Origin of the sequence: Methanothermococcus okinawensis IH1 (assembly GCF_000179575.2) — an archaeon.
GTDB lineage: Archaea > AGJL01 > Methanococci > Methanococcales > Methanococcaceae > Methanofervidicoccus > Methanofervidicoccus okinawensis.
In genome coordinates, this window is record NC_015636.1 from 373,557 (window position 1) to 395,810 (window position 22,254).

At 29.3% G+C, this 22,254-nt stretch carries 32 protein-coding genes and 2 tRNA genes; 11 read left to right on the plus strand and 23 right to left on the minus strand.

From position 1 onward, the window contains the following. Positions 1 to 159: 159 nt before the first annotated feature. Positions 160 to 981, plus strand: a complete 822-nt coding sequence (locus METOK_RS01765; RefSeq protein ID WP_013866529.1) for a DUF2334 domain-containing protein — start codon at positions 160 to 162, stop codon at positions 979 to 981. A gap of 67 nt (positions 982 to 1,048) precedes the next feature. Here the strand turns inward: METOK_RS01765 and METOK_RS01770 are convergent, their stop codons facing one another. Continuing rightward, a complete protein-coding gene (locus tag METOK_RS01770; protein WP_013866530.1) occupies positions 1,049 to 3,661 on the minus strand; it encodes a DUF5814 domain-containing protein in 2,613 nt (870 codons plus the stop codon). Between the two features lie 111 nt (positions 3,662 to 3,772). Here METOK_RS01770 and METOK_RS01775 point away from each other — a divergent pair, with 111 nt between their 5' ends. Beyond that, entirely contained in the window at positions 3,773 to 3,967 is a 195-nt protein-coding gene (locus METOK_RS01775; RefSeq protein WP_013866531.1) for a class III signal peptide-containing protein, read from the plus strand. 9 nt (positions 3,968 to 3,976) lie between these two features. Further along, positions 3,977 to 4,528: an AAA family ATPase gene (locus tag METOK_RS01780; protein ID WP_013866532.1), complete on the plus strand. Its 552-nt coding sequence runs from the start codon at positions 3,977 to 3,979 to the stop codon at positions 4,526 to 4,528. Between the two features lie 259 nt (positions 4,529 to 4,787). Here the strand turns inward: METOK_RS01780 and METOK_RS01785 are convergent. Beyond that, positions 4,788 to 4,862, minus strand: a tRNA-Arg gene (locus tag METOK_RS01785). Positions 4,863 to 4,975: 113 nt separating this feature from the next. Here METOK_RS01785 and crcB point away from each other — a divergent pair. The 4 genes from crcB (at position 4,976) to METOK_RS01805 (ending at position 7,833) form a co-directional block, all read left to right on the plus strand. Continuing rightward, positions 4,976 to 5,347 carry a fluoride efflux transporter CrcB gene (crcB, locus tag METOK_RS01790; protein WP_013866533.1) on the plus strand — a complete coding sequence of 124 codons (372 nt, stop codon included), beginning with the start codon at positions 4,976 to 4,978 and terminating at the stop codon, positions 5,345 to 5,347. A 188-nt stretch (positions 5,348 to 5,535) separates the two neighbouring features. Continuing rightward, a complete protein-coding gene (locus tag METOK_RS01795) occupies positions 5,536 to 6,420 on the plus strand; it encodes a damage-control phosphatase ARMT1 family protein (RefSeq protein ID WP_013866534.1) in 885 nt (294 codons plus the stop codon). Positions 6,421 to 6,572: 152 nt separating this feature from the next. After that, positions 6,573 to 7,625: a phosphoribosylformylglycinamidine cyclo-ligase gene (gene purM / locus METOK_RS01800; protein WP_013866535.1), complete on the plus strand. Its 1,053-nt coding sequence runs from the start codon at positions 6,573 to 6,575 to the stop codon at positions 7,623 to 7,625. Between the two features lie 134 nt (positions 7,626 to 7,759). Further along, a tRNA-Ala gene (locus METOK_RS01805) sits at positions 7,760 to 7,833 on the plus strand. A gap of 58 nt (positions 7,834 to 7,891) precedes the next feature. Here the strand turns inward: METOK_RS01805 and sucD are convergent. Beyond that, a complete protein-coding gene (gene sucD / locus METOK_RS01810) occupies positions 7,892 to 8,752 on the minus strand; it encodes a succinate--CoA ligase subunit alpha (protein WP_013866536.1) in 861 nt (286 codons plus the stop codon). A 558-nt stretch (positions 8,753 to 9,310) separates the two neighbouring features. On the opposite strand from sucD, the gene METOK_RS01815 reads away from it, so the two are divergent. Continuing rightward, entirely contained in the window at positions 9,311 to 9,835 is a 525-nt protein-coding gene (locus METOK_RS01815; protein WP_013866537.1) for a hypothetical protein, read from the plus strand. A gap of 650 nt (positions 9,836 to 10,485) precedes the next feature. Here METOK_RS01815 and METOK_RS01820 read toward each other — a convergent pair. The 18 genes from METOK_RS01820 to METOK_RS08620 all read right to left on the minus strand — a co-directional run bounded on the left by METOK_RS01820 (position 10,486) and on the right by METOK_RS08620 (position 19,631). After that, positions 10,486 to 10,743: a hypothetical protein gene (locus METOK_RS01820; protein WP_013866538.1), complete on the minus strand. Its 258-nt coding sequence runs from the start codon at positions 10,741 to 10,743 to the stop codon at positions 10,486 to 10,488. A 4-nt stretch (positions 10,744 to 10,747) separates the two neighbouring features. Then, entirely contained in the window at positions 10,748 to 11,275 is a 528-nt protein-coding gene (locus METOK_RS01825) for an nSTAND3 domain-containing NTPase (protein WP_013866539.1), read from the minus strand. After that, on the minus strand, positions 11,272 to 11,457 hold the full coding sequence (locus METOK_RS01830) for a hypothetical protein (RefSeq protein ID WP_048057833.1): 186 nt from the start codon (positions 11,455 to 11,457) through the stop codon (positions 11,272 to 11,274). The genes METOK_RS01825 and METOK_RS01830 overlap by 4 nt, the downstream gene beginning before the upstream one ends. Before the next feature lie 16 nt (positions 11,458 to 11,473). After that, entirely contained in the window at positions 11,474 to 12,577 is a 1,104-nt protein-coding gene (locus tag METOK_RS01835; RefSeq protein WP_013866540.1) for an ATP synthase subunit I, read from the minus strand. Continuing rightward, positions 12,577 to 13,290, minus strand: coding sequence for a hypothetical protein (locus tag METOK_RS01840; protein WP_013866541.1), 714 nt, complete (start codon positions 13,288 to 13,290; stop codon positions 12,577 to 12,579). Before METOK_RS01840 ends, METOK_RS01835 begins: the two co-directional genes overlap by 1 nt. A gap of 246 nt (positions 13,291 to 13,536) precedes the next feature. Continuing rightward, complete coding sequence (locus METOK_RS01850; RefSeq protein ID WP_157198862.1) at positions 13,537 to 13,761, minus strand: hypothetical protein; 225 nt, start codon at positions 13,759 to 13,761, stop codon at positions 13,537 to 13,539. Positions 13,762 to 13,814: 53 nt separating this feature from the next. After that, positions 13,815 to 14,603 (minus strand): hypothetical protein, encoded by a 789-nt coding sequence (locus METOK_RS08300; RefSeq protein WP_013866543.1) that lies wholly within the window; start codon positions 14,601 to 14,603, stop codon positions 13,815 to 13,817. Positions 14,604 to 14,692: 89 nt separating this feature from the next. Beyond that, complete coding sequence (locus tag METOK_RS01860) at positions 14,693 to 15,106, minus strand: hypothetical protein (protein WP_048057835.1); 414 nt, start codon at positions 15,104 to 15,106, stop codon at positions 14,693 to 14,695. Continuing rightward, the gene (locus METOK_RS01865) at positions 15,069 to 15,875 is read right to left on the minus strand and encodes a hypothetical protein (RefSeq protein ID WP_048057836.1); all 807 of its coding nucleotides are present in this window, start codon (positions 15,873 to 15,875) and stop codon (positions 15,069 to 15,071) included. The genes METOK_RS01860 and METOK_RS01865 overlap by 38 nt, the downstream gene beginning before the upstream one ends. Positions 15,876 to 15,990: 115 nt before the next feature. Continuing rightward, positions 15,991 to 16,287, minus strand: a complete 297-nt coding sequence (locus METOK_RS01870; RefSeq protein WP_013866546.1) for a hypothetical protein — start codon at positions 16,285 to 16,287, stop codon at positions 15,991 to 15,993. A gap of 4 nt (positions 16,288 to 16,291) precedes the next feature. Beyond that, complete coding sequence (locus METOK_RS01875; protein WP_232210831.1) at positions 16,292 to 17,266, minus strand: hypothetical protein; 975 nt, start codon at positions 17,264 to 17,266, stop codon at positions 16,292 to 16,294. Positions 17,267 to 17,567: 301 nt separating this feature from the next. Beyond that, complete coding sequence (locus METOK_RS01880) at positions 17,568 to 17,981, minus strand: hypothetical protein (RefSeq protein ID WP_013866548.1); 414 nt, start codon at positions 17,979 to 17,981, stop codon at positions 17,568 to 17,570. A 1-nt stretch (position 17,982) separates the two neighbouring features. Then, on the minus strand, positions 17,983 to 18,357 hold the full coding sequence (locus METOK_RS01885; protein WP_157198863.1) for a hypothetical protein: 375 nt from the start codon (positions 18,355 to 18,357) through the stop codon (positions 17,983 to 17,985). A gap of 41 nt (positions 18,358 to 18,398) precedes the next feature. After that, on the minus strand, positions 18,399 to 18,659 hold the full coding sequence (locus tag METOK_RS01890) for a hypothetical protein (protein WP_013866550.1): 261 nt from the start codon (positions 18,657 to 18,659) through the stop codon (positions 18,399 to 18,401). Next, positions 18,656 to 18,886 (minus strand): hypothetical protein, encoded by a 231-nt coding sequence (locus METOK_RS01895; RefSeq protein ID WP_157198864.1) that lies wholly within the window; start codon positions 18,884 to 18,886, stop codon positions 18,656 to 18,658. The genes METOK_RS01890 and METOK_RS01895 overlap by 4 nt, the downstream gene beginning before the upstream one ends. 2 nt (positions 18,887 to 18,888) lie before the next feature. Next, entirely contained in the window at positions 18,889 to 19,125 is a 237-nt protein-coding gene (locus METOK_RS01900) for a hypothetical protein (RefSeq protein ID WP_013866552.1), read from the minus strand. A 10-nt stretch (positions 19,126 to 19,135) separates the two neighbouring features. Beyond that, entirely contained in the window at positions 19,136 to 19,516 is a 381-nt protein-coding gene (locus METOK_RS01905) for a hypothetical protein (RefSeq protein ID WP_198005237.1), read from the minus strand. After that, positions 19,470 to 19,631, minus strand: coding sequence for a DUF2080 family transposase-associated protein (locus METOK_RS08620; protein WP_013866554.1), 162 nt, complete (start codon positions 19,629 to 19,631; stop codon positions 19,470 to 19,472). The genes METOK_RS01905 and METOK_RS08620 overlap by 47 nt, the downstream gene beginning before the upstream one ends. 167 nt (positions 19,632 to 19,798) lie before the next feature. On the opposite strand from METOK_RS08620, the gene METOK_RS01910 reads away from it, so the two are divergent. The 3 genes from METOK_RS01910 to METOK_RS08700 all read left to right on the plus strand — a co-directional run bounded on the left by METOK_RS01910 (position 19,799) and on the right by METOK_RS08700 (position 20,778). Further along, complete coding sequence (locus tag METOK_RS01910; protein WP_013866555.1) at positions 19,799 to 20,164, plus strand: winged helix-turn-helix transcriptional regulator; 366 nt, start codon at positions 19,799 to 19,801, stop codon at positions 20,162 to 20,164. Positions 20,165 to 20,178: 14 nt separating this feature from the next. Next, complete coding sequence (locus METOK_RS01915; protein ID WP_048057837.1) at positions 20,179 to 20,409, plus strand: hypothetical protein; 231 nt, start codon at positions 20,179 to 20,181, stop codon at positions 20,407 to 20,409. A 222-nt stretch (positions 20,410 to 20,631) separates the two neighbouring features. Then, positions 20,632 to 20,778 (plus strand): hypothetical protein, encoded by a 147-nt coding sequence (locus METOK_RS08700; RefSeq protein ID WP_198005238.1) that lies wholly within the window; start codon positions 20,632 to 20,634, stop codon positions 20,776 to 20,778. On the opposite strand, the gene METOK_RS01925 is transcribed toward METOK_RS08700, so the two are convergent. Further along, positions 20,765 to 21,640 (minus strand): tyrosine-type recombinase/integrase, encoded by an 876-nt coding sequence (locus METOK_RS01925; protein ID WP_013866556.1) that lies wholly within the window; start codon positions 21,638 to 21,640, stop codon positions 20,765 to 20,767. The two genes, METOK_RS08700 and METOK_RS01925, sit on opposite strands and share 14 nt — an antisense overlap. Before the next feature lie 12 nt (positions 21,641 to 21,652). Next, positions 21,653 to 22,198: a hypothetical protein gene (locus tag METOK_RS01930; RefSeq protein ID WP_013866557.1), complete on the minus strand. Its 546-nt coding sequence runs from the start codon at positions 22,196 to 22,198 to the stop codon at positions 21,653 to 21,655. Between the last annotated feature and the right edge of the window lie 56 nt (positions 22,199 to 22,254).

A 22,254-nucleotide genomic window follows, 5' to 3' on the forward strand; every position in this document is an offset into this window, starting at 1 on the left:
TTTTTAAATGTTATTAAAATCGCAGAGTTAGTATTTTTTATAAATATATATCTATTAATTTATATATTTAGTTTATTAAATTAATTATAATTATAATAACCTATATATACATTGCTTTTTAAAAATACATGTATAATATTATTATAAAGGGGGATGGTGATGTATAAAAAAATATTATATTCATTTATTTTATTAATAAGTATGATATTATTGATACTTAGTTTTAATACTAACACTAACACCAACAAACTTAACCATTCAATTAATACAACTGCTGTTGAAACAATTAATAATATTAGTAATAATATATACAACTGCTCAGGCAATATATCGAATAAATCCATTAAACCAATTATTCTTGTCCATGATGTTAGTCCAGCATATTTTGATGATATCAAAAAAATTGTATCAATTATTGATAAATATAATTATAGTAAAAATACAATTTTATTTGTAATTCCAGACTTAGAAAACCCGCCTAATGGTGGAAAATGGGATTTGAGAAAAAATAAGGAATTTGTTAATTATCTACACCAATTAGAAAAAAGAGGATATAAAATTGAGCTCCATGGTTATAAGCACACATATCATGAATTCAATTGTTCAGAAGAGGAAGCCTCTAAAAAACTCCATGATGCAGAAACTATAATGTCAGAATGTGGATTTAATAATATGACTTTGTTTCTTCCACCTGCATGGGCATTAAACAATGAATCCACAAAAGTGCTTCTCAATCATAACTATACGATAATACTAACCGATAAACTGATTTATCCTAATAACACCATTGAAAAAATCACAAATAAGGAATATACTTGGTATATTCAAAAAAATATAACTAAAATTAAATACAAAGAATATAAAGCGTTATCAGATTACCATAATTCTCAATATCAATTCTATATCTCAGTGCATCCAAAACCTGCATGTTATGGCGGGGGTTTAGTAGTATTAGATTATTTCTTAAATAAAACAAAATGATTTAAAATAAATAAAATAATATTTACTTAATATGTATTTTTATTTTATATTTTTTATATTTTTTATTTTATCTATTTTTCTTTTTTTCTCTTTTAACTTTTTTACCTTTTGATTTTACATGATATTTTTTATTATATCTATAAGGATTGGAAATTTTCTCCTTGAAATCCCTTGCTTCATTTGACATGTTTTTATTATAGATACCTCCTATTCTCTCAATTGCATCCAAAATTTTTATTGTATTTTCAAGGTATGAATATATATCTCCTGAATAGGTTTGTAGGTTGAAATTTTCATAGATAATCTTTGAAATCTGCGATGGAGTTTTTCTGTTTATTCTTAGATTTAATACATATTTTGAGAAATATTTTATTATATCCTCCTCAATCATGCCTTCAAATTCTATTACCCACGGTAAGACCCTATCTCTTAAATCCTTATCGGTTATTTTTGAAATATTTTCCTTCACAATCTCAAAAGCATCTATAAATCTTGTTGGAATATTCGTATGAATTATTTTTGAAATCTTATTTTTTATACTATTTGGCACATATAAATTTTCAAAAGGATTTATTAAAGCTATTAAATCCACAAGTTGTTTATTTAAATTAGTTCGAATGAGCTCGGCATCCTTGGGATATAAGAATGATATTGCCGTGGCATAACCATATCTTGTAATATTTATTTTGTTGTTATATAGTTTTATCATGCGGTAGTCGTTCAATTTACCAACAATATAATCCAAATCGTGATTTTTCCCAATTAATGGAATCTTATTTAATTCGTTTTTATTAATTGATATATTATAATTGTTATTTTTAATATTGTTATTAGTATTATGATTATAATTTTTATTGACTAATTTTAAATATTTTGAATATCTTTCAATAGAGCTCACACTTGCAAGTATCTGTTCCATCTCTTCATCCTCATTATATTCCACCATAACATCCTCAGGTTCCGAGCTCAGTAATTTAAATGCCACTTCATCCTCAGTATTTCCCATCTTGGCATGGTATTTTTTACCAATTTCCACAAGCATATAAGCCTTTCCCATATCATGCATGCCTTTTCTACCTGCCCTACCGCACATCTGCTGGAATTCTGATGGATTAAGCCAATCCCCACCCATTGCCAAACTTTCAAGAATTACCGTGGATGCTGGAAAATCCACACCTGCTGCAAGTGCTGCTGTTGTAACTACACACATGATTTTTTGATTTAAAAAATTATCCTCTACCATCCTTCTTCTTTTATATTCCATACCTCCATGATAGTAATCGGATTTTATACCCTTTGTATTTAAGAAATTTGAAATATATTCTGCCCTTTTTCTCGAATATGTAAATACCAAACTCTGCCCTCTAAATCCATATTTTGATTTTGTGTTAAACTCTTTTTTAACGATTTCTTTTATTAAATTTAATTTATTGTACTCATTTTTAGCAAAAATAATATGTCTTTCAAGTGGAACAGGTCTTCCGTTGTATATTACCACATTTGCATTGAGGTTCTTTGCGAGCTCCTCTGGGTTTCCCACAGTAGCAGATAAATAAATCATCTGGATATTGTTTTTTATATCGCTTTTCAATATGTTTTTTAAATATCTCAACCTACCAATTAGTCCATCAAGGCGAGCTCCCCTCTCTTCCATATTCAAAGAATGAATTTCATCTATTACAACAGTTCCCACATCCCTTAATTTTCCAGACCTGACCAAAAAATCGATACCTTCATAGGTTCCAACAACAATATCGGCATTTATATCTGTGTTTATGAGCTCCGATTTATCCTCTGATAACCTTCCCATACCAACTCTTAAACTAACAGTTAGCCCCATTTTTTCATAACGTTCTTTAAATTCAATATATTTCTGATTTGCTAATGCTACAAGAGGAACTAAAAATAGTAATTTTCCTCTGCCTTCCTTTAAGTTTTTTATACCTGCCAATTCTCCAATAAGAGTTTTTCCAGAGGATGTTGCAGAGGTAATTATTAAATCCTTTCCATCCAATAAACCCCCTTTAACAGCTAGTGTTTGAACTGGCAGGAGCTCCTTTATGCCCCTATTTTTTATAATTTTCTTTAATTCATAAGGGATATTTAACTGGTCTATTGTATAATTTTTTATTTTATCCTCTTCGCTACCTGTTAAAATATCATATTTTGTTAATTCAGGATTGTCGAGAGGATTTTTCATAACAAATAAATCTATTACCTTATTTACATCTTTAAATCTTCGTAAAAGTTTTTCTATAAATTCCTCGTTAATATTCACTTCATGTTTAACTTCTTCCATTGCACAGTCAAAACATATATATTGATTATAAAATTTATATCTGTTATTTTTAGTTAATTCATTGTATCTTCCCTTTATTAAACAGAATGGGCAGAGTTCTATGTAATTGTATTTAATATTATATTGTTTTAAAAAGTCCTCCAATTTTAATGATTCTTCATCATTGTTTAAATAAACCTTTTTAGAGGTTTTTAAGATATTCATCACTTTTGAAGGTTGGATTGGTTTTATATTCCCATCTTTTTCTTCTTTACATTTATATAAACTTAATTTAGCGTTAGTTCCCCTCAATGTGCCATAATATTTTATATTATTTATAAGGTCAATTATTTCGAGCTCCTGTTTTTGTTTTTTCTTTTTTAGTTTTCTTATTATAATCAAGATATCACCGAATTAAATTATATATAAAAAGAATAAATAATATATTTATTAACAATTAGTATTTCATTAAATTATACTTTAATTATAATTTATCTTAACTTTGGTGGTTTTATGATAAAAAAAATATACTCCCAAAGAGGACAGATAAGTTTGGAATTTTCTATTCTAATGTTTGCAGGCATAACCGCAGCAGTGGTGCTTGGATATTATATGATTAAATCCTCAATAGATGTTAAAAATACAAATATCAATACCATAAACAAAACATCCGATGCTACAATGAATGCATTAAAGACTGTGGATTAAGGAGATAATATGAAGTTAATAGGTATTACAGGAATGCCAGGTTCTGGAAAAAGTGCAGTAATAGATATAGCAAAAAAATACAATATGCCAGTAATTTCTATGGGAGATATAGTTCGTCATGAAACTGTGAAAAAGGGGTTGGAATTAAATCCTGAAAATGTGGGAAATACAGCAGTAGAATTAAGGAAAAAATATGGAAATGAGGCGGTAGCAGTTCCATGTCTCCAATATATTGAAGAAAAATATAACAACGAAGAAATAGTTATTATTGAAGGTATAAGAAGTATATATGAAGTTAATTATTTTAGAAAATTCCATCCGTTAATTATTATAGCCATACACTCTTCACCAAAGACCAGATTTAACAGATTAAAATCAAGAAAAAGAGAAGACGATACATCGGAATGGGATAAATTTGTTGAAAGGGATTTGAGAGAATTGGAGTTTTCCATTGGAAAGGCAATAGCTTTGGCTGATTATGTTGTTATTAATGAAGAAGATTACACCACATATTTAAATAATTTAGAAAAGGTATTAAAAATAGCCATTAATGATGATTAATTATCTTGCATTATATAAATATGAGCTCGGGATTTAAAAGCATCCTTTAAAAATCTCAAAATTCACTTCGTGAATTCGAAGCGAATCCTTTGGATTCGCTGACTTACAAAACCTTGAAAAGGTTTTGTCAAGTTATACGATGCCGTAGGCAGTAAAAAATCCGTAGGATTTTTTCTGACTTCTCGCTATCGCTCGAAAAAGATGCTACCTAAAATAACCTCGCTTCGCTTCGGTTGGAACCTAAATATATATAAAAATACGAGCCCGGAGGGATTTGAACCCTCGATCCCGGGGTCCGAAGCCCCGTATTCTATCCAGGCTAAACTACGGGCCCTTTATAACAATGGTAAATATTATACCTAATAATATCTTTTATATTACTGTCATGTTATATAAATATGTATTGGATATTACTATCATGCTATATAAATATTTATTGGTGAAAATTTGAGAGAGCTCTTAATAATAGGTATTGGAGGATTCATAGGAGCAGTATTACGATATATAATAAGCGGTATTATTCCAGTTAAATTTGGCATACCAACTGGAACATTGATTGTTAATCTAATAGGAAGTTTTATAATTGGTTTTATTATGTATTCTTCATTAACATTGAATATTCCACCAGAATATAGACTTTTAATTGTTACGGGATTCTGTGGAGCATTGACAACATTTTCTACATTTAGTTATGAATCCTTTTCACTACTTGAAAATGGATTTATTGTAAAATTTACAATAAATATACTATTAAATGTTTTCGGATGTATTGGAATGGTATATCTTGGAAGAATTGTTTCATTAATGTTATTTAGATAATTTATATATAATAATTATAGTAAAAATCATAGTGAATTTATACATAATAATTTATTATAGCAAATATAATTTTCAATAGATAACCAATGCCAGTAATAACCAGCATAATATATATTATTTTAATAGATATGACTCTAATAGGCCCTATTCTAAATTATTTATATATTATTCAATCATAAGGTGATTTTTTGAAAATTAAACCAGAATGTGCGACTTGTATTGTTAGACAAGTAGTAGATGCTGCAAAAGAAGTAAGCGATGATGACAAAGAGCAGTTTAGAATTATAAAATCCTGTTTGAATATTATAGCAGAAATGTATGGAAGTGAAGCAGTTGCAGCTTGGATGGGCACTACTGTCCATAGGCACTTAAAAAAGGTAAGTAAAAATCCTGACCCCTATAAAAGATTAAAAGATACTGCAAATGAAATAGCATTAAATTATTTGGAAAAATTAAAAGATGAGTTAAACCTATGCGATAAGAACGACAATGCATTGGATAGATTAATATGTAAGATTAAATTATCCATAGCAGGTAATGTTATTGATTTTGGACCATACAGCACAGATATGGATATTACTAAAAAAATAGAAGAAACACTTAATGGGGAACTAAGAATAAACCATAGTAAAGAATTGTTAAATGATTTAAATGATGCAAATAAGATACTATATATCTGCGACAATGCTGGTGAAGTGGTATTCGATAAAATATTAATTGAAGAATTAAAAAATTATTGCGAGGTTGTAGTTTCTGTTAAAGGAGCTCCGATATTAAACGATGCCACACTTGAAGATGCAAAGGTGGCGGGAATCGATAAAATTGCAAAAGTAATTACAAGCGGAAACGATGCCATAGGTGTAAGATTGGAAGAATCGTCGGAGGAATTCTTGAAAGAATTTAAAGACGCAGACATAATTATAGCAAAAGGTATGGGCAACTTTGAAAGTTTAACTGAATATGACATTGAACAGCCTATTTATTATATATTTAAAGCAAAATGCTTGCCTATTGCTGAAATTATAGGTGTTGATGTTGGTGATAATATACTGTTAAAAAATAAAAAAATGTAAAATTATGAATGCTATAAACTATTGAAAATAAAAAAATAATTAAGATAATAATTAAAATGTAAAATTATAAAAATCATCATAAATTAAACTATAATAATAAATTTTGAATAATTTTTTAAAATCTAAATAATAATTTAATTATTGGTGAAAAAATGGTATCTTATAAGGATGCAGGAGTAGATATTTATAAAGAAGATAAAATAATAAAAGCATTGATATCTCAAATAACATTCAAAAGGAACGATAGTATAAAACCAGCAGAAGAATTAAAAGGACACTATGCCGGGGCAATAGAATTCGGAGATTATTATTTAGTTTTATGCACCGACGGAGTAGGTAGTAAGATGATTGTTGCAGAGATGGCAAATAAATTTGATACTGTTCCAATAGATATGATAGCCATGAATGTAAATGATGCTATATGTATAGGGGCAGAACCTGTGGCACTTGTGGATTATATGGCAGTTGAAGATATAAATGAGGATATCGCAAAACAAATAGGTAAGGGACTAAACGAAGGATTAAAAGAATCCAATATAAACTTAATTGGTGGAGAAACCGCAACACTTCCAGATATGGTAAAAGGAATAGATATTGCTGGAACGGTGCTTGCCATTGTGAAAAAGGATGAAATAATATCAGGAAATAATGTAAAAAAAGGAGATGTGATTATAGGGCTTAGAAGCAGTGGCATACATAGTAATGGGTTATCCCTTGCAAGAAAGGTATTTTTTGACATTGGAAAGATGAATATAAACGACAAATTATCCCATGGAAAAACCATTGCAGAGGAGCTCCTAACTCCAACAAGAATATATGTTAAACCAGTTTTAGATATGATTAAAAAGGTGGATGTTAAGGGGTTAGCACATATTACAGGAGGAGGATTTAGGAAGTTAATAAGGTTAAATAAAAATGTAGTTTATTTAATTAACAATATTCCCGAACCTCTACCACTATTTAAAGAAATACAAAGGATTGGAAATGTTTCAGACGAGGAAATGTTTAGAACATTCAATATGGGTATTGGATTTTGTGTGGTAGTTGATAAAGAAGATGCTGAAAAGGTTATTGAAATTGCAAACCATTATAATATTCCAGCTTATATCATTGGAAAAATAGAGGATGAAGTTGAAGTAAATGGAGAAAAAATAAATAATAAGGTCATCGTTGAATATAAAAACAAAAAAATGATAATGAAATAATAATCCAAAAATCTCCATATTTCATAATATGTTTTATTTAATTTTTTATTTTTAATATTTATTTTTATTTTAACCAAAAATTTTATATATAACTATGTATTATTTAATAAAAGTAAATAAATTATATATAAATTGGGCTGGTAGATCAGACTGGGAGATCGCCGCATTGGCTATGCGGAGGCCGCGGGTTCAAATCCCGCCCAGTCCATTTTTATTTTTAGTGGATATTCATATTTATATATTGTTTTAAAAAAATAAAAATATTATTATAATATCTCTTTTAATGCAGATGGTATTTCTGAAATTTTTCTTACAACATGAGCTCCGGCATTTTTTAATGTATTCATTTTACTTTCCGCTGTGCCTACTCCTCTCTCTATAATTGCTCCGGCATGTCCCATCCTCTTACCTTCGGGTGCTGTTTGTCCTGCAATATATGCTATTACTGGTTTTTTCATTTTTTTAATATATTCTGCTGCTATTTCTTCATTACTTCCTCCTATTTCTCCAATCATTACAATAGCATCTGTATCTTTATCATTTTCAAACATTTCAAGTATTTCAACATATCCAAGACCAATAGTTGGGTCTCCCCCTATTCCTACACAGGATGATTGTCCAAATCCATTACTTATCAATTCATTTGCAATTTCATAGGTTAATGTTCCACTTCTTGAAACCATTCCGATTCTTCCTTCTTTTAAAACTTTCATAGGAATAATACCTAATTTCCCAACCTTTGGAGATGCGATTCCTGGGGTATTTGGTCCAATTATTTTAACTCCTTTCTGTTTTGCATAATTTATTATATCCATTGTATCATGAACGGGGATATGTTCTGTAATAATTACCACAAGCTCAATACCTGCATCAATTGCCTCATAGGCTGCATCCTTTGCAAATGGTGCTGGAACGAATATTACTGATGCGTTTGCACCGTGTTTCTCAACAGTTTCCGCAACTGTATCATATACAGGAATTCCATAAATTTCTTTTCCACCTTTTCCAGGAGTTACTCCTGCAACTATATTTGTTCCGCATTCAAGCATATTTTTTGTATGGAAACTTCCCTGCTTTCCCGTAATTCCCTGAACTATTGCTCTTGTGTTTTCATCTAAAAGTATCAAAATTTCACCTCTCTTCTAAGTATATACTAAAAAGTAAAATATAATATAATAAAAATAAAAATAAATAATTAATAATATCATTTAAATCGGTAAGTTAAATATATATTGCCTCCTATTTTAAATAATTTATTAATAATATGTTGATAGAATTTTAATTTATCTTTTATCTATGATTAATAATTATTATGTCCTGTTTTTATTTCTCATAAAACTAAAAACCTGAGCTCGGAAAATTACCCATAATACTAATTTAAAAATAATAAATATTAAACATTCCATGACCTGATACTTTTAAATATCATTTTTATAACATTATATCGTGGATGAGGAACATTATAAAAAATACGGATATATGCCGGTAAATTATAGTAATCAATTACGTTAATTTATATAATCAATAAATATAACCATCAAATCTTAAAAACGATTTAAACCTTATTTTACCTCACTAATTAACAACAAACAAAAACAATAACTAAAAAACATAATTACATTTTAAAAAATTGTATTGTTGTTATTGATAATGTCAATATTGTTAATAATATATGGGGAAAAACTATGCTTAAAAAAATATTCAATGGAAGTAAAAAAATATACAAAAAATTAACCCTACCTGAGAAAGAATACAGAACATGGATAGCACATCAAAAAGGAGAGGCTTTTGAAAGTTATGTATTAAATCAATTATTTCCAGAAGAATATTTTGAAATCTTAGATATGACGCACAATTTTGAAACTAATTCAAAAAGGTATGTTAAAAAATCATTAAAACCAGATTTTCTTTTAAAAGATAAAAAAACTGGAAAGATTTTTTATGTTGAATGCAAATACAGAAGTAAATTATATCAAGATAAATTTCACTGGGCTAAAAGTAATGAACAATCTAACAGATACAGAACAATAGAAAAAGAAGAAAACATACAAACATATATAGCTATGGGACTTGGAGGAACTCCAGAAAATCCAGATAATATATATTTAATGCCACTAAAAGAAATAAAATACAACGCTCTTTTTCCAAGTATTTTAAAAAATTGGGAAATTACAAACAAATATGATGTTTTTAAAATTGTCAATCTTTAAAGTAAGTATTCTATACCTGAGCTCCGATACTTATAAATACCTTTATAGTTACAGACTTATTTATATATTAATTTATTTAGGTAATTAGCATATAGCATATATAATAACAGTATAATGACGGTAGTTTCGATGGATGATGAGAGTTATAACATTAAAAATATACCTAAAAGGTATAATATATGTTTAATACATTACATTATATAAATATTACTATTTTAACAATTTTCAAAAAAACGACCTAAAAAGCCTTATTTTTTCAAAGCTTTAAAATCGATTTAAAGCACAATTATAACATTATTACAACAAAAAAAGCATAAATAAATAAATCAAAAATAAACCTTCTTTTACTTATACTGAAATTTCACAGCTCAACACATTGATAACTATTATTAGCCCTAACGGGCAAGGTCACAACTAAAAGCTCATAGTAATAATACAACTTAAAAAAGTCAAGATGGCATAGCATAGCTATGCCAATATAAACCGCCTTCGGCGGTAAAGTTTGGGGGGAGAAAAGAGAAAGTAGACTGGGTTCAGGAGCTCGGTCCCGTAGCATTAACACACATATGTGTGTAAGTAATACTAAAAAATGTGAGCTCTGGCAAAAGAGTAATAACATATGAAAGGAGAAAAGTTATAAAAAGAGGGGATTATTTCATAAAATCTTTAAGTTTCTTAGGCTTTAATTTACAATATTCCTTATATAATGCGTCTGCAACACATTTATTTTTGTATGCTGTCTTTTTATTAGATGATTCTTTTGATTTTTTATAAAAACTCTGACTCAGTCTATAAAAATCCAGAGCTTTTTTTTCGTCAGGTTTTGATTTGGAGAATATACTTTCCTTAACACATGATACAAAATCTGTAAGCCATTTCCTATCATTCCTATCCAAAACTCTTCTCATATAATCACCTCATAGACCTAATAAACTCAGAAGCTCTTTTAGCTTTTCTTTTTCTTTCTTTCAGTTTCTGAGCTCTGAAAAATTTTGGAAATCCTTCTTGCAATAAATCAACTTCAAAAAAAACACCTCCTTCAATAACCAATAAACCAGGAGACAATATATTCAACTCTTTAAACATGGAACGAATATCCTTATCAAACAATGATTTACTTGGGGAAGTGGTAATAATCATAGGCAATACCTCTCGTATTTCCTGAATTAATTTTGCAAATTCTCTATTTTTCTTAGAAGAACTATCTCTTTTATAGAACTTAGTAGCGAAATCATCCAAAAAAATACAATGATAATTACATAAGTCATCAGGTATATCTTCAACATCATAACATATCTTAACCTTAAAGTTATTACTTATCATCTCGTATGCCATAGCCATCATATGTGTAGTTTTTCCTGAGCCTCTTGCACCAGAAATAATAAAAGAATCATGCTCAGTTTTTTCAATATTATATTTTAACCATTCCGAAATTTTCATTTACTATCACCATTCTCCAAACTCTCAACTTCAATAAGACTATACAATTTCCTAAGAACTCCTGGATTACTAACTATCTGTATATAATATGGCAACAATTGTGGATTACGATGACATAATCTTGTTAGCCTATTTTTCAACCATTGTTGTTTTATTTCATCTGAAACCTCAGCTTTTTCCATAACTGATAATAAAAGATTATGGAGCTGGCTCGGATACCTTGGAGGTATTATCGACCTTGCCAACTCCTTCGTATATTCTACCATTCACATCACCTAACATTTTTATAAGTTCTTGCAGTTGCTTATTATCTTCCTCAATAATATCCTCTTCCTCAATTTTTTCTAATTTATCCAGTTCGAATTCACTAACTTCAGGTTTTAAATCTTTCATATAAATATTTATTAATTTAGAAACAGTTTTAGTAACTTCGCTAGCAAATGCGTTCTTTAATTTCGAATATTCTACATACATATTTGAAATCTTCTCATTCATTTCTTTGAAAACATTTGCATTTGTTAGAAATTCTATTTCTGAAAACATATGAACATCAGAAAAAAATATCTTTTTATTTTCCCAGTCAATTCTATCAACCAACCAAACAATCCCACCATCTTCACCAGTAAAGCTTAAACTTTCTAAGAGCTCATTTTTATAATTTTTAAGTTCGTTAATTTCATCTTTCAACTGTTCATAACGTTCTCTTGCAGACATATATTCATCTACGATTTTATTATATTCTTTGTAATTAGTTTTTTCTTTTCCAATAGCTTTTCTGTATGCTTTTTTAATTCTTTTTTTAGTAATTTTTTTAAGGGCTTTGTAATAAAAAATAACCTTCTCTAAATCATCAACAACCTTTTCTTTTGCTTTTATTTCTGCTTCCAATTCCCTTACTTCTTTAAATAATTTTTCTAATTCTTTAATACTACCTGCAAATTCAATCCTACTAATATATTTCTTTTTCAACCCAACTATTTCCCATTCTCCACTTAAAAATAATTTTTTTGGGAAATAGTATGGCGTTATACTTCTTTTTTCTAAATCTACATGAAGAAAAACTAAATAATCCACTTTAAAGAAACTTTTAACAAATAAATAAACTGGAAAGAAAAATATAATTGAACCCAATAATATAGAAAATAACCAGAAAGGAGCAAACTTCAAAATATAATACAATACAATTAATACAATAGCCACTTTTAAAAATTTCAAAAGAAAAGATTTTAAAGATAAAAATACCTCATACTTCCAATCATACTGATAAGTAATATTATCAACATTTTTTTTAACTTCTTCCATTATTGCCACCCTGCAAGTATTTCATTCTCCTTTCTCTTTTTTTCTCTTCTAGCGATTAATATAGCAAGCACCAATGCCAAAATACCACCACTTATGAAATAAACTATTTTCGAAAGTATTAACTGCCCAACTTCAACCTTAGTATATGTTTTCTGTTCTTCATTATAATAATCAATATAATCTTGATGTATAACAGTCAAACAGCCTGTGTCAAATATTGTATCATTAGCTGTCTTATTACTATTACAAATTACTCTAAATCTAACCTTATTTACTTCTCCATTAAAATTAAACTTAAATTTAACATAACTATCGCTAAAATTGTATTCTTTCAAAGTATCATTATTTACATAAACAAATAAAGCTAAATTTTTATTATTTTTATTAAAAACATCCAAATAAACACTATCGTAAATTATGAAACATTTTTCTTTATATGCTAATGAAATTGAACTATTTTCATGGGCGGATATAATATGAACATCAAAATCATTACTGGCTTTATAAATCTTCCCATAATTAGTTTTATCCAACAATCTATAATCATATTTTATTGATTTTACATCTTTAAAAATCGAATATGTTTTATTCTGAATACTTTGAACTGATTCATTTACTATGTTTTTAGTAATATTTCCAGTATTTTCAGCAAAAGCAAATGAGCTCATGTATAATAAAAATAAAAATAAAATAAAAATCAAACGCATCCTCATAAAAACACCTTTTTACCTGTATTCCAAACCAAAGCACCCCAACAAAAATCAATAATATTACAAAGTAAATCCGAAAGTTCTATCTTAAAACCAAATAAAGAAACCAAATCATGACTTCCTAAAATAGGATACAAAAATAAATTCTTAAACAAAATATCTTGTATCCCAAAAAAACCAATAACAAATAATATTATAGTTATCAATCCCCAATCTCGCCTCTTGAAATATTTTCTTTTTTTTTATAAATCATTCATCATCATCTCCCAAAAATTCTCCTATAATTGGAAGTTTTTTACCAAACCAAAGAAGCAAGAGCAAAGTCACCAAAATAACTGCCAAGTACACAATAGGAGCTCCGATACCAAACTGGCTTGAACTTGAACTAGCAATATCCCAAGTATGGAAATAATAACTAATTGGAGATGTAACCAAATCAAAGAATGATTTTATAATATTAATAATGCCCTTCATAATTTCAGAAAAAAAACTCTGAAAATAACTAGTAAAATCCACAAATACCACCTCTATGTAGGTATAACTAAACCTATGATAAATCTAATTATTCCATAAACTATCAGTATTATTATTATGTATGCCAAAGTCCATACAATCGGAGCTCCGATACCAAAGCTCTCAGAGACTGAATTTACAATATTACATACGGAATTAATACCATCTTTAACAAAATTAATACACGATTGAATAAATTTACTTGGTATGCTCAGCAAAGATTTAACAAATGAACCAATTGCAGAATCTACAACAGAACTTATTAAATTTTCAATATTATTTTTTGTTATACCAACAGCATTTTTTATTGGAGTTACAACCGCATTAATTACAGATGAACCACTATCTCCTGAATCATCACTTCCTGAATCATCATCCCAAGAACTGCCTCCATCATCACTTCCTGAATCATCATCCCAAGAACTGCCTCCATCATCACTTCCTGAATCATCATCCCAAGAACTGCCTCCATCATCACTTCCTGAATCATCATCCCAAGAACTGCCTCCATCATCACTTCCTGAATCATCATCCCAAGAACTGCCTCCATCATCACTTCCTGAATCATCACGAGCACCAGCACCGCCACCTCCTGAACCACCAGAAACTGTTGATATTGCATTGCTAACCGTTGAAGCTGCATTTGAAGCCCAAGAACCAACTGTTGAGACCGCAGAACTTACTGTATTGCTAACCGTTGAAGCTGCATTTGAAGCCCAAGAACCAACTGTTGAGACCGCAGAACTTACTGTATTGCTAACCGTTGAAGCAACTGAGCCAATAGTATCAGATATACCACTCACAACAGAACCAAAACTCCAAGCATAACAAGAATTTATAGAAATGCATAAAATTAAAAGTAAAGCAAAGATTTTTTATTCATAGCATTAAATCACCTTATCAATTTACCAGATGTGAAGTAATTAAATGATACTACACCAAAGAAAGCAAAATACCCCATTAAAAACATCAGACAATAGGGGTCTCCTGACAAAGCACCTCCAACAACCGAATTCCCAAACTGAGTATAGTATCCAACAATAGCTCCTAAGAATCCCCCTAATAGACCAGATACAGATTTTAACCTATTAGTAACAGGAGACACATAAGCAGAAACTCCAAGCATTGAACCAATACTCATTAATAATGAGCTCATCCAATCTCCAACCAAATACGAAGACAATATACTAAACACTATTGCCAAAAAATAAGGGATAATATGCCCCAAATCAGAAACTGGATTTTTATGAATTCTATAATAACCCATATTATCTCCTCCTTCTATTTCTTCTATTAAATAACTCATCATACCACTCAGAAGGATTAATCCAAGGGGTAGCACAAAGCCCAACAACCAATAATAATATTCCAGATGCTCCAAGCACGATATTTTTTGTAGTAACAGCATTGATTCCTTTTGTGTCGTATAACTCTAATCTTGCTTTGTATGTTCTACCAACTGGATTACCATCTTCACAGTTTAACCCATCAACAATTATCTGAACTGTCGAATCATCAGCAGATTTCAATAGAATGTTTGGAGTCACAGGAATTTCAATTTTATATGCTCCTGTTGCGTTGTCATACTCTTTATTGTAATAACAAATATCCCCACTACTCGTCCTGATGACAACCCTACCTGAATTATTTTTAAGAACCCCATCTACTGCATTATAATATACTACGATATTATCAACATTCTTTAAAACAGACCTATTAACATCCCACCTAAAAAATGTCTGAGTCCCTGAACATGACCCCAATTGATTTTTAGTATCTGTAATTACATAGTCCCATCCACTCATTGAAACAACAGGTAATCCATACCTATATTGACCATTCCAATACTCAGCTGATTTGCCAAGTATTGTGCTTGAATTAGTATCTGCACTTGATGCAACTAATGTATTTACACCAACATTACCCGCTGTTTTCATCATATATCCAACCCCAGCAGGTAATAAAAGACCAACCACTATAACTACCAAAAAACACAGTGCAGCCGACCTTTTAGCCACTCCAACAGCATGCTTCTTAACTTTATAAGAAACACGCTTTAAAGAATATTTACTCAAAATATACCACCTCAAAAAACTTACATAATATACTTTACAAAAAAAAGAATATATAACTATCAAAAACGCCCTAAATGTCTTAAATGTCCTAAATGTCAAAAAATAAAAAAAGTAATTAAAAATTATTATCCTCAAAAGCAAAATAATCCACATCTTTATATTTAACAGAAACCAAATAGAACTCATAACCATCCGAGCTTCTAAGAACCCTCAAACACAGATGATTACCTTTTCTCGTTGTTATATTAAAACTAATATTCACAAATTCCCCTTCATCAATAGACAAAGAATCAACATCAAAATTATTTACAAAATCCTCAGCTTTTTTCTTAACCTTTTGTCTTAAATCATCCCTAACTGTATGACTTATAATATCTCTAATCTGAATAGCAGTATTTGGAACTAACAACATAATATCAAACCTTTTTAAACGATAACAGCATAGATTCATACTCTTTTTGAGAATCCTCACTACCTAATGTAAATCTCGAATAATCAATCTCATAACCACAATGCTCACAAACATGTTTAAAACACTTATCGGAATACCTCATAATCGAACCACATTTAGGACATCTATAATATCCTTGAAGTGATAATCTTATCCTCTGAACTGTATCTGACCACCTCCAAAGACCCTTTTTTCCACCCAACTCTTTTTCAAGAGGAACTATTAACCTTCGAGACTTTAACCTTTCCCTAAGCCCCTTTGTATGAAAATCAAAAGACAAAACATAAGCCCGACCAAACAAGATAGTCTTTACTAAGTCCAATGGCAATTTCCACCATTCAGCATAATCCTGAATCACATCCTCACAAGTCAAAGGCAAAGGCTTCAAAGTTTTAAAATCAAATCCAAATAGTCTATAAGATTGCTCAATTCCATATTTCACTGAATTAACCAAATAATCTACATCACCAGAGAGCCACATTCTTGAAACTTCAGAATTCCAAGTAAATTCATGTCTATTAATTCCAGCTCCTTTTTGATAACGTTTCCACTGAATATGAACACTTTTTTTATCTGGTGTGTAATACTCAGTTTGAGTCAAATCACCATAAACTTTAAGATAATTATGTTTTCTTTCATCAGTTATATGTCGAAACTGAAGAGACTCACAATGTAACCATTCAACACATACCTCAGCAGATTGAACTGATAACCTAACCAACTCAGAAATGTCATAACCCCTAAAAATATCAAAAATATCAATACCAAATAATTTTTTTAAGTAATAAACATACTCAATCTTAAAATGCTCAAGTCTATCAACAAACAACCTACAAAACTCCCTTAACAAACTATCATTTTCATCTTCAAGAACATCAATGGGCAATACATTATCATCTTTATATGAGTCCTGATAAGGATTTAAGCCATGCTCCTTCATAAATAACCTATTAACATTAAAATAACCCCTTGCCCTGTAAGGACTTCTTAAAGATATTGATAAAGATGCTATTTCCCTACCATCTAATGACTTTTCAATATCATCCTCACTCCAAACCTCAACCGGAACTCGAAAATGAAAATCTCCTCTTTTACCTCTACCCTCCGAAACTCTCTGAAGAAATTGCGGAAACTCCTCCTTTAATCTCTCATATACCTTCTTATTAAAACTATTACCTAATTTAGAATATAAAAAGGGTATATCCATAGTGAGATACACCCTATCTATAACTATTCTCCTCTCAGAGCTCACCCTTAAACACCTTCAATACATCCTCTTCTGAAACTCCATAATCTTTACCAAGTAATTTTAAAGTTGTTAAACTTACACCACTAGCTTTAACTTTTTTTAATTCTTCTATCTTATTCAACCTTGCACCCTCATCTATCGAATTTCTAAAATCTTTATTATTATTGTATGCCTCAACTATCTTCAATACATCCCAATGAGTCAAATGCAATTCTTTTGATAACTCCCTAGATGGACAGTTAGCATAAGAAGAAATCAAAACATATCCCGAATTCGCAGGGTCAAATGAATGTATTATTTTAGAAGTATCATCTTTCACAGAACTATGTGGATACGAAACAATCTTACCATAAGACAAGTTAATCCTCACTGGCTTAGGTATCTTATCCAAATCAATTAATGCCACTTTATTCACCTCCTGACAATACTTTATCAACTACATCATCAGACAATCCTAAATCCTTAGCATAACACCTTATTGTTGATTCACTTGCTCCTCTCTTTAACATTGATTTTAATTCCCATATTTTGCCATTGGTATATAGACAATCAAAAAACTCCTTAAAACTCTCATTTACAACCATTGCATCATAGAATTCTTTAAGAATTGAAATTGGAATATTCACAATATAACCCATAGACCCATCTTTTTTCTTGTATGAGTGAACACTATCTAAAAATAGCGTTATTCTACCTTCCTTCGAATCATCTGGATAATACTTTCCATCTTCAGCCTTAGACTGACCTCTTTCAATTATCATCTGCACATCATTCCTAAACAATTTACCATAAATTACTGCTCTTTTTTCTTTTGCATCATATTTCATGATTCCAACCTCACAACTTGATAATTTCCATTTAAATAAATTACTTTAATATAATCTCCCTGTTTCAAATTATTAGTCCTCAACGGAAGAATATATTTATCACGACCATCTGAAACGATGTATTTATATAATGTAACAAACTTACTACCCAATGGCTCACAGTATATATTATATTCAACAACTTTGATTCTTTCAGGAGCAAAACCTCCAACAACTTTAAACTCTCGAAATATTGCAGATTTTCTAACTTCTCTCACATATTTTCACCTCCAAGAATCAACTGGAAGTGTTTCCGATATAATTGAGTTTTAATATCAACCTTCTTTTTAACTTTTTCAAACTCTTCTTTTGAAACATTTTTAATTTCACAACCAAAACCATCAAACAAATCTTTCTTTTTTTGGAAATCTATCCTACTCCTTGCACAACCATATGACTCAGGAACTCCCTGGACCAATACAATATAATATATCATGGATAACACCTTCAATCAATAAATTCAGAGCACAGTTCAATTATAGAAACAATCTTCTCAATTTCATTATCTTCAAAACCCCTTAATTTCAAGCTATTAACAAAACTCCTGTAATCCTCAGGATAATAGTATGCATATGAAGCAGTTATTTCATTATCCTCAACTTTCTCAAACTCAACAAATGGAGCCAAAAAACCACAATCGCTATCAATAATATATTTTATTTTAATCCTTAATTCTGACAACATAATATCACTATCATAACATAACTTCAGAGCTCCGACAGGTTAGTATCAAATAATTTTTGAAACATCCTCCATATTTTTCTAAATTTACAAGCTCAAATTTCATATCATTAATTAACTGCTTATTAATACGCTTAGCCCAATACCTTTCATCATCTAACTTAAAATATGGAGCTTCAAACTCTATTCTAACAGTATTGCCTTCTACTTTAATGTCACTACAATTATTATAATCCCACAAATCACTTTTTATATACTCCAAAGCCTTTATTGCTAATTCCCTCTCAAAATCAGAATATACATTTTTAATCACTGCACTTATTCTTCTTTTATCTTCACTCAACATGTTAATCATCCTCTTCTTTTTTGCTGTTAAGTTTAATCTTAACTTCATATTCCACTCCAATATATTCTGCTGGAACATATATTGCCCCTGAATTTCCAGACTGCCTAACTATTCCACTCTGAACAAAGTATCTTTCTGATTTTGATTTTCTACCTCTTGCCATAGTTTCACCTTTTATATAACGAACTACTTCTAATATTCGCAGTAGTAATTATTGATAAGACAAATATATAAAGCTTTCTATAATCGAATTAATTCAATATATAAAAGTAATATTATATATACAAAAAAAATTAATTTAAGAAATAAAATTAATGCAAAAGGGACAAAATGCTACTAAAAATTCTATCAAGAAAATATACAAAAAAACTCCTTAACATGTTAAATGATAAAGGGAGAGTAAGCTATGGAGAACTAGAAAACACTCTAAAAATAAGTAGTAGCACACTATCACAAATACTAAAAGAATTACAAGATTATAACTTAATAACCTACAAAAAAGTTGCAGAAAATAAAAGAATACCAAAAAAATATTATTCACTAACTGAAAAAGGAAAAAAGGCACTAATATTTTACAAATTAGAACAAGAATTAGAAAAATTAGATGAAAACCAAAATATCATAATAAAATACCAAATAATAAACAGTAAAAATCACACCGTTATCAACAATGCTAATGTTGTTAATATAAAATAATCGTGGGTGGTATTGTGGGTTTTATAAAGAAAATTATTAATTTAATTTATGGAAATAAAAACAAACAAAAGAAGCCTAAAACATACGAAAAAGACGAAAGATTTATTTCTCCAAGAAAAGAATATAATCAATACCACCAAAAGAAAAACGAAAAAACAAAAAAATTGAATCATTTACAAAAGGAGAAGCTTTTGAAAATTATATTGAAAACAACTTATTTCCAGAAAAATACTTCATTTTATTAAGCAAAACTCACAACTATGAAACAAATAATAAAAGATATGTGGAAGATTCTTTAAAGCCTGATTTAAAGTTTAAAGACAAAAAAACTGGAAAGATTTTTTTATGTTGAATGCAAATACAGAAGTAAATTATACCAAGATAAATTTCACTGGGCTAAAAGTAATGAACAATCTAACAGATACAGAACCATAGAAAAAAAAGAAAACATACAAACATATATTGCCATGGGACTTGGAGGAACTCCAGAAAATCCAGATAATGTTTATTTAATGCCACTAAATGAAATCAAATACAACGCTCTTTTCCCAAGTGTTTTAAAAAATTGGGAAATTACAAACAAATATGATGTTTTTAAAATCATAAATCCTTAAATATCCGACTCATGGTTTTGTTTAAATCATTTTTCATAGTGTCCCTATCTGGATGCAAATACTTCGAAGTAATAGCCATGCTAGAATGACCCATAAGTTTAGATAACACTTGCAAATTCATTCCATGCTTACAAGCTAATGTTCCAAATGTATGACGCAATACATGAGGAGTAACCTTTACAGACAAACCTTTTGAAACTTCTCTTAGATAATCCCTATACTCACAAATATGACCTTCTGAAAGTTTATATCCATTTTTATTAACAAGCTTATCAGTCTTAGGATTCAACATTTCTCTATGTTTTATATAATTACTCAAAAAAGGATAAAGTTCATCACAAATAAAAACCATTCTATCTTTATTCCCTTTACCTCCTCTAATATATACCAACCTATCTTCTAAGTGAATATCATTCATTGTAATATTTTTAAACTCCGATATCCTAACTCCAGTCGTTAAAATAAACAGAGTATATACATAATAAAGATAATCTTTAATGTTAGAAAGCAAAATATTAACTTCTTCCTCATTAAGAGATATATCTCTCCCGTTATTCTGCAACTTCAAGGATTTAACATACAACTTTATATTATTTTGAAGAATATATTTATATTCAACACACCAATCTAAAAACCTTGAAACATCCTTTAATCTTTTAACAACTGTATCTTTTGAAACTTTTGATAAATACGAATTATAAAAAAATATTGCATCATCAACAGTTATATCATCCCAAGACTTATCTGGAAAAAATTCCATGAAAATATGTAAAGAACTTCTATATCTCTTTAAAGTCTCTTTACTCTTTGAAGAATGAAAATCCAAATACTTCCTGACTAATTCTTTAGATACTTCATTCAAAATTCCACCTCTTTAATCCTTAGGAATTATCTCATAATTATCATCAACAACGGGCAACATTTCATCACGAAGCTTAAAATAAATATCTCCATCTTCCCCTATTTTTCTTTCAACCAATGCGTTAAACTCCTTATCACTCTCTATCAACACCCTAAACTCCCTTTGAAGTGAATAATTTTTTTCCAAACCTAAACGATTTACAAATTCAGAAAATGACCACCACTTATAAGCATCCTCATTCATCAAATAAATTAATTTTTCTTTTAATTTCAAAACATTATAACTTGAAACTGAATTATACATAATTTCTTTTATTTTATCCAACTCAGATGCTGTATTTTCTTGCAAATCATCTGTCTTAACAGTCAAACTATCCAACTTATTACTTACTTCTTCTAAAAGATAATTAAACCTATCAACAACATTTCTATTTTCATAGGTAAATCTCATAGCATATCTGACAAAAGAGCTTAAAGTCATGCCAAACTCTCTTGCCATATCTTGAAATTCTTTCAACTCTTTTTCATCTTTGAATGTTATCTTCCTACCGACAACCATATATACCACCAATAACATTAGTATATAAGTGTAATTAGAACAACTAAAAATATACC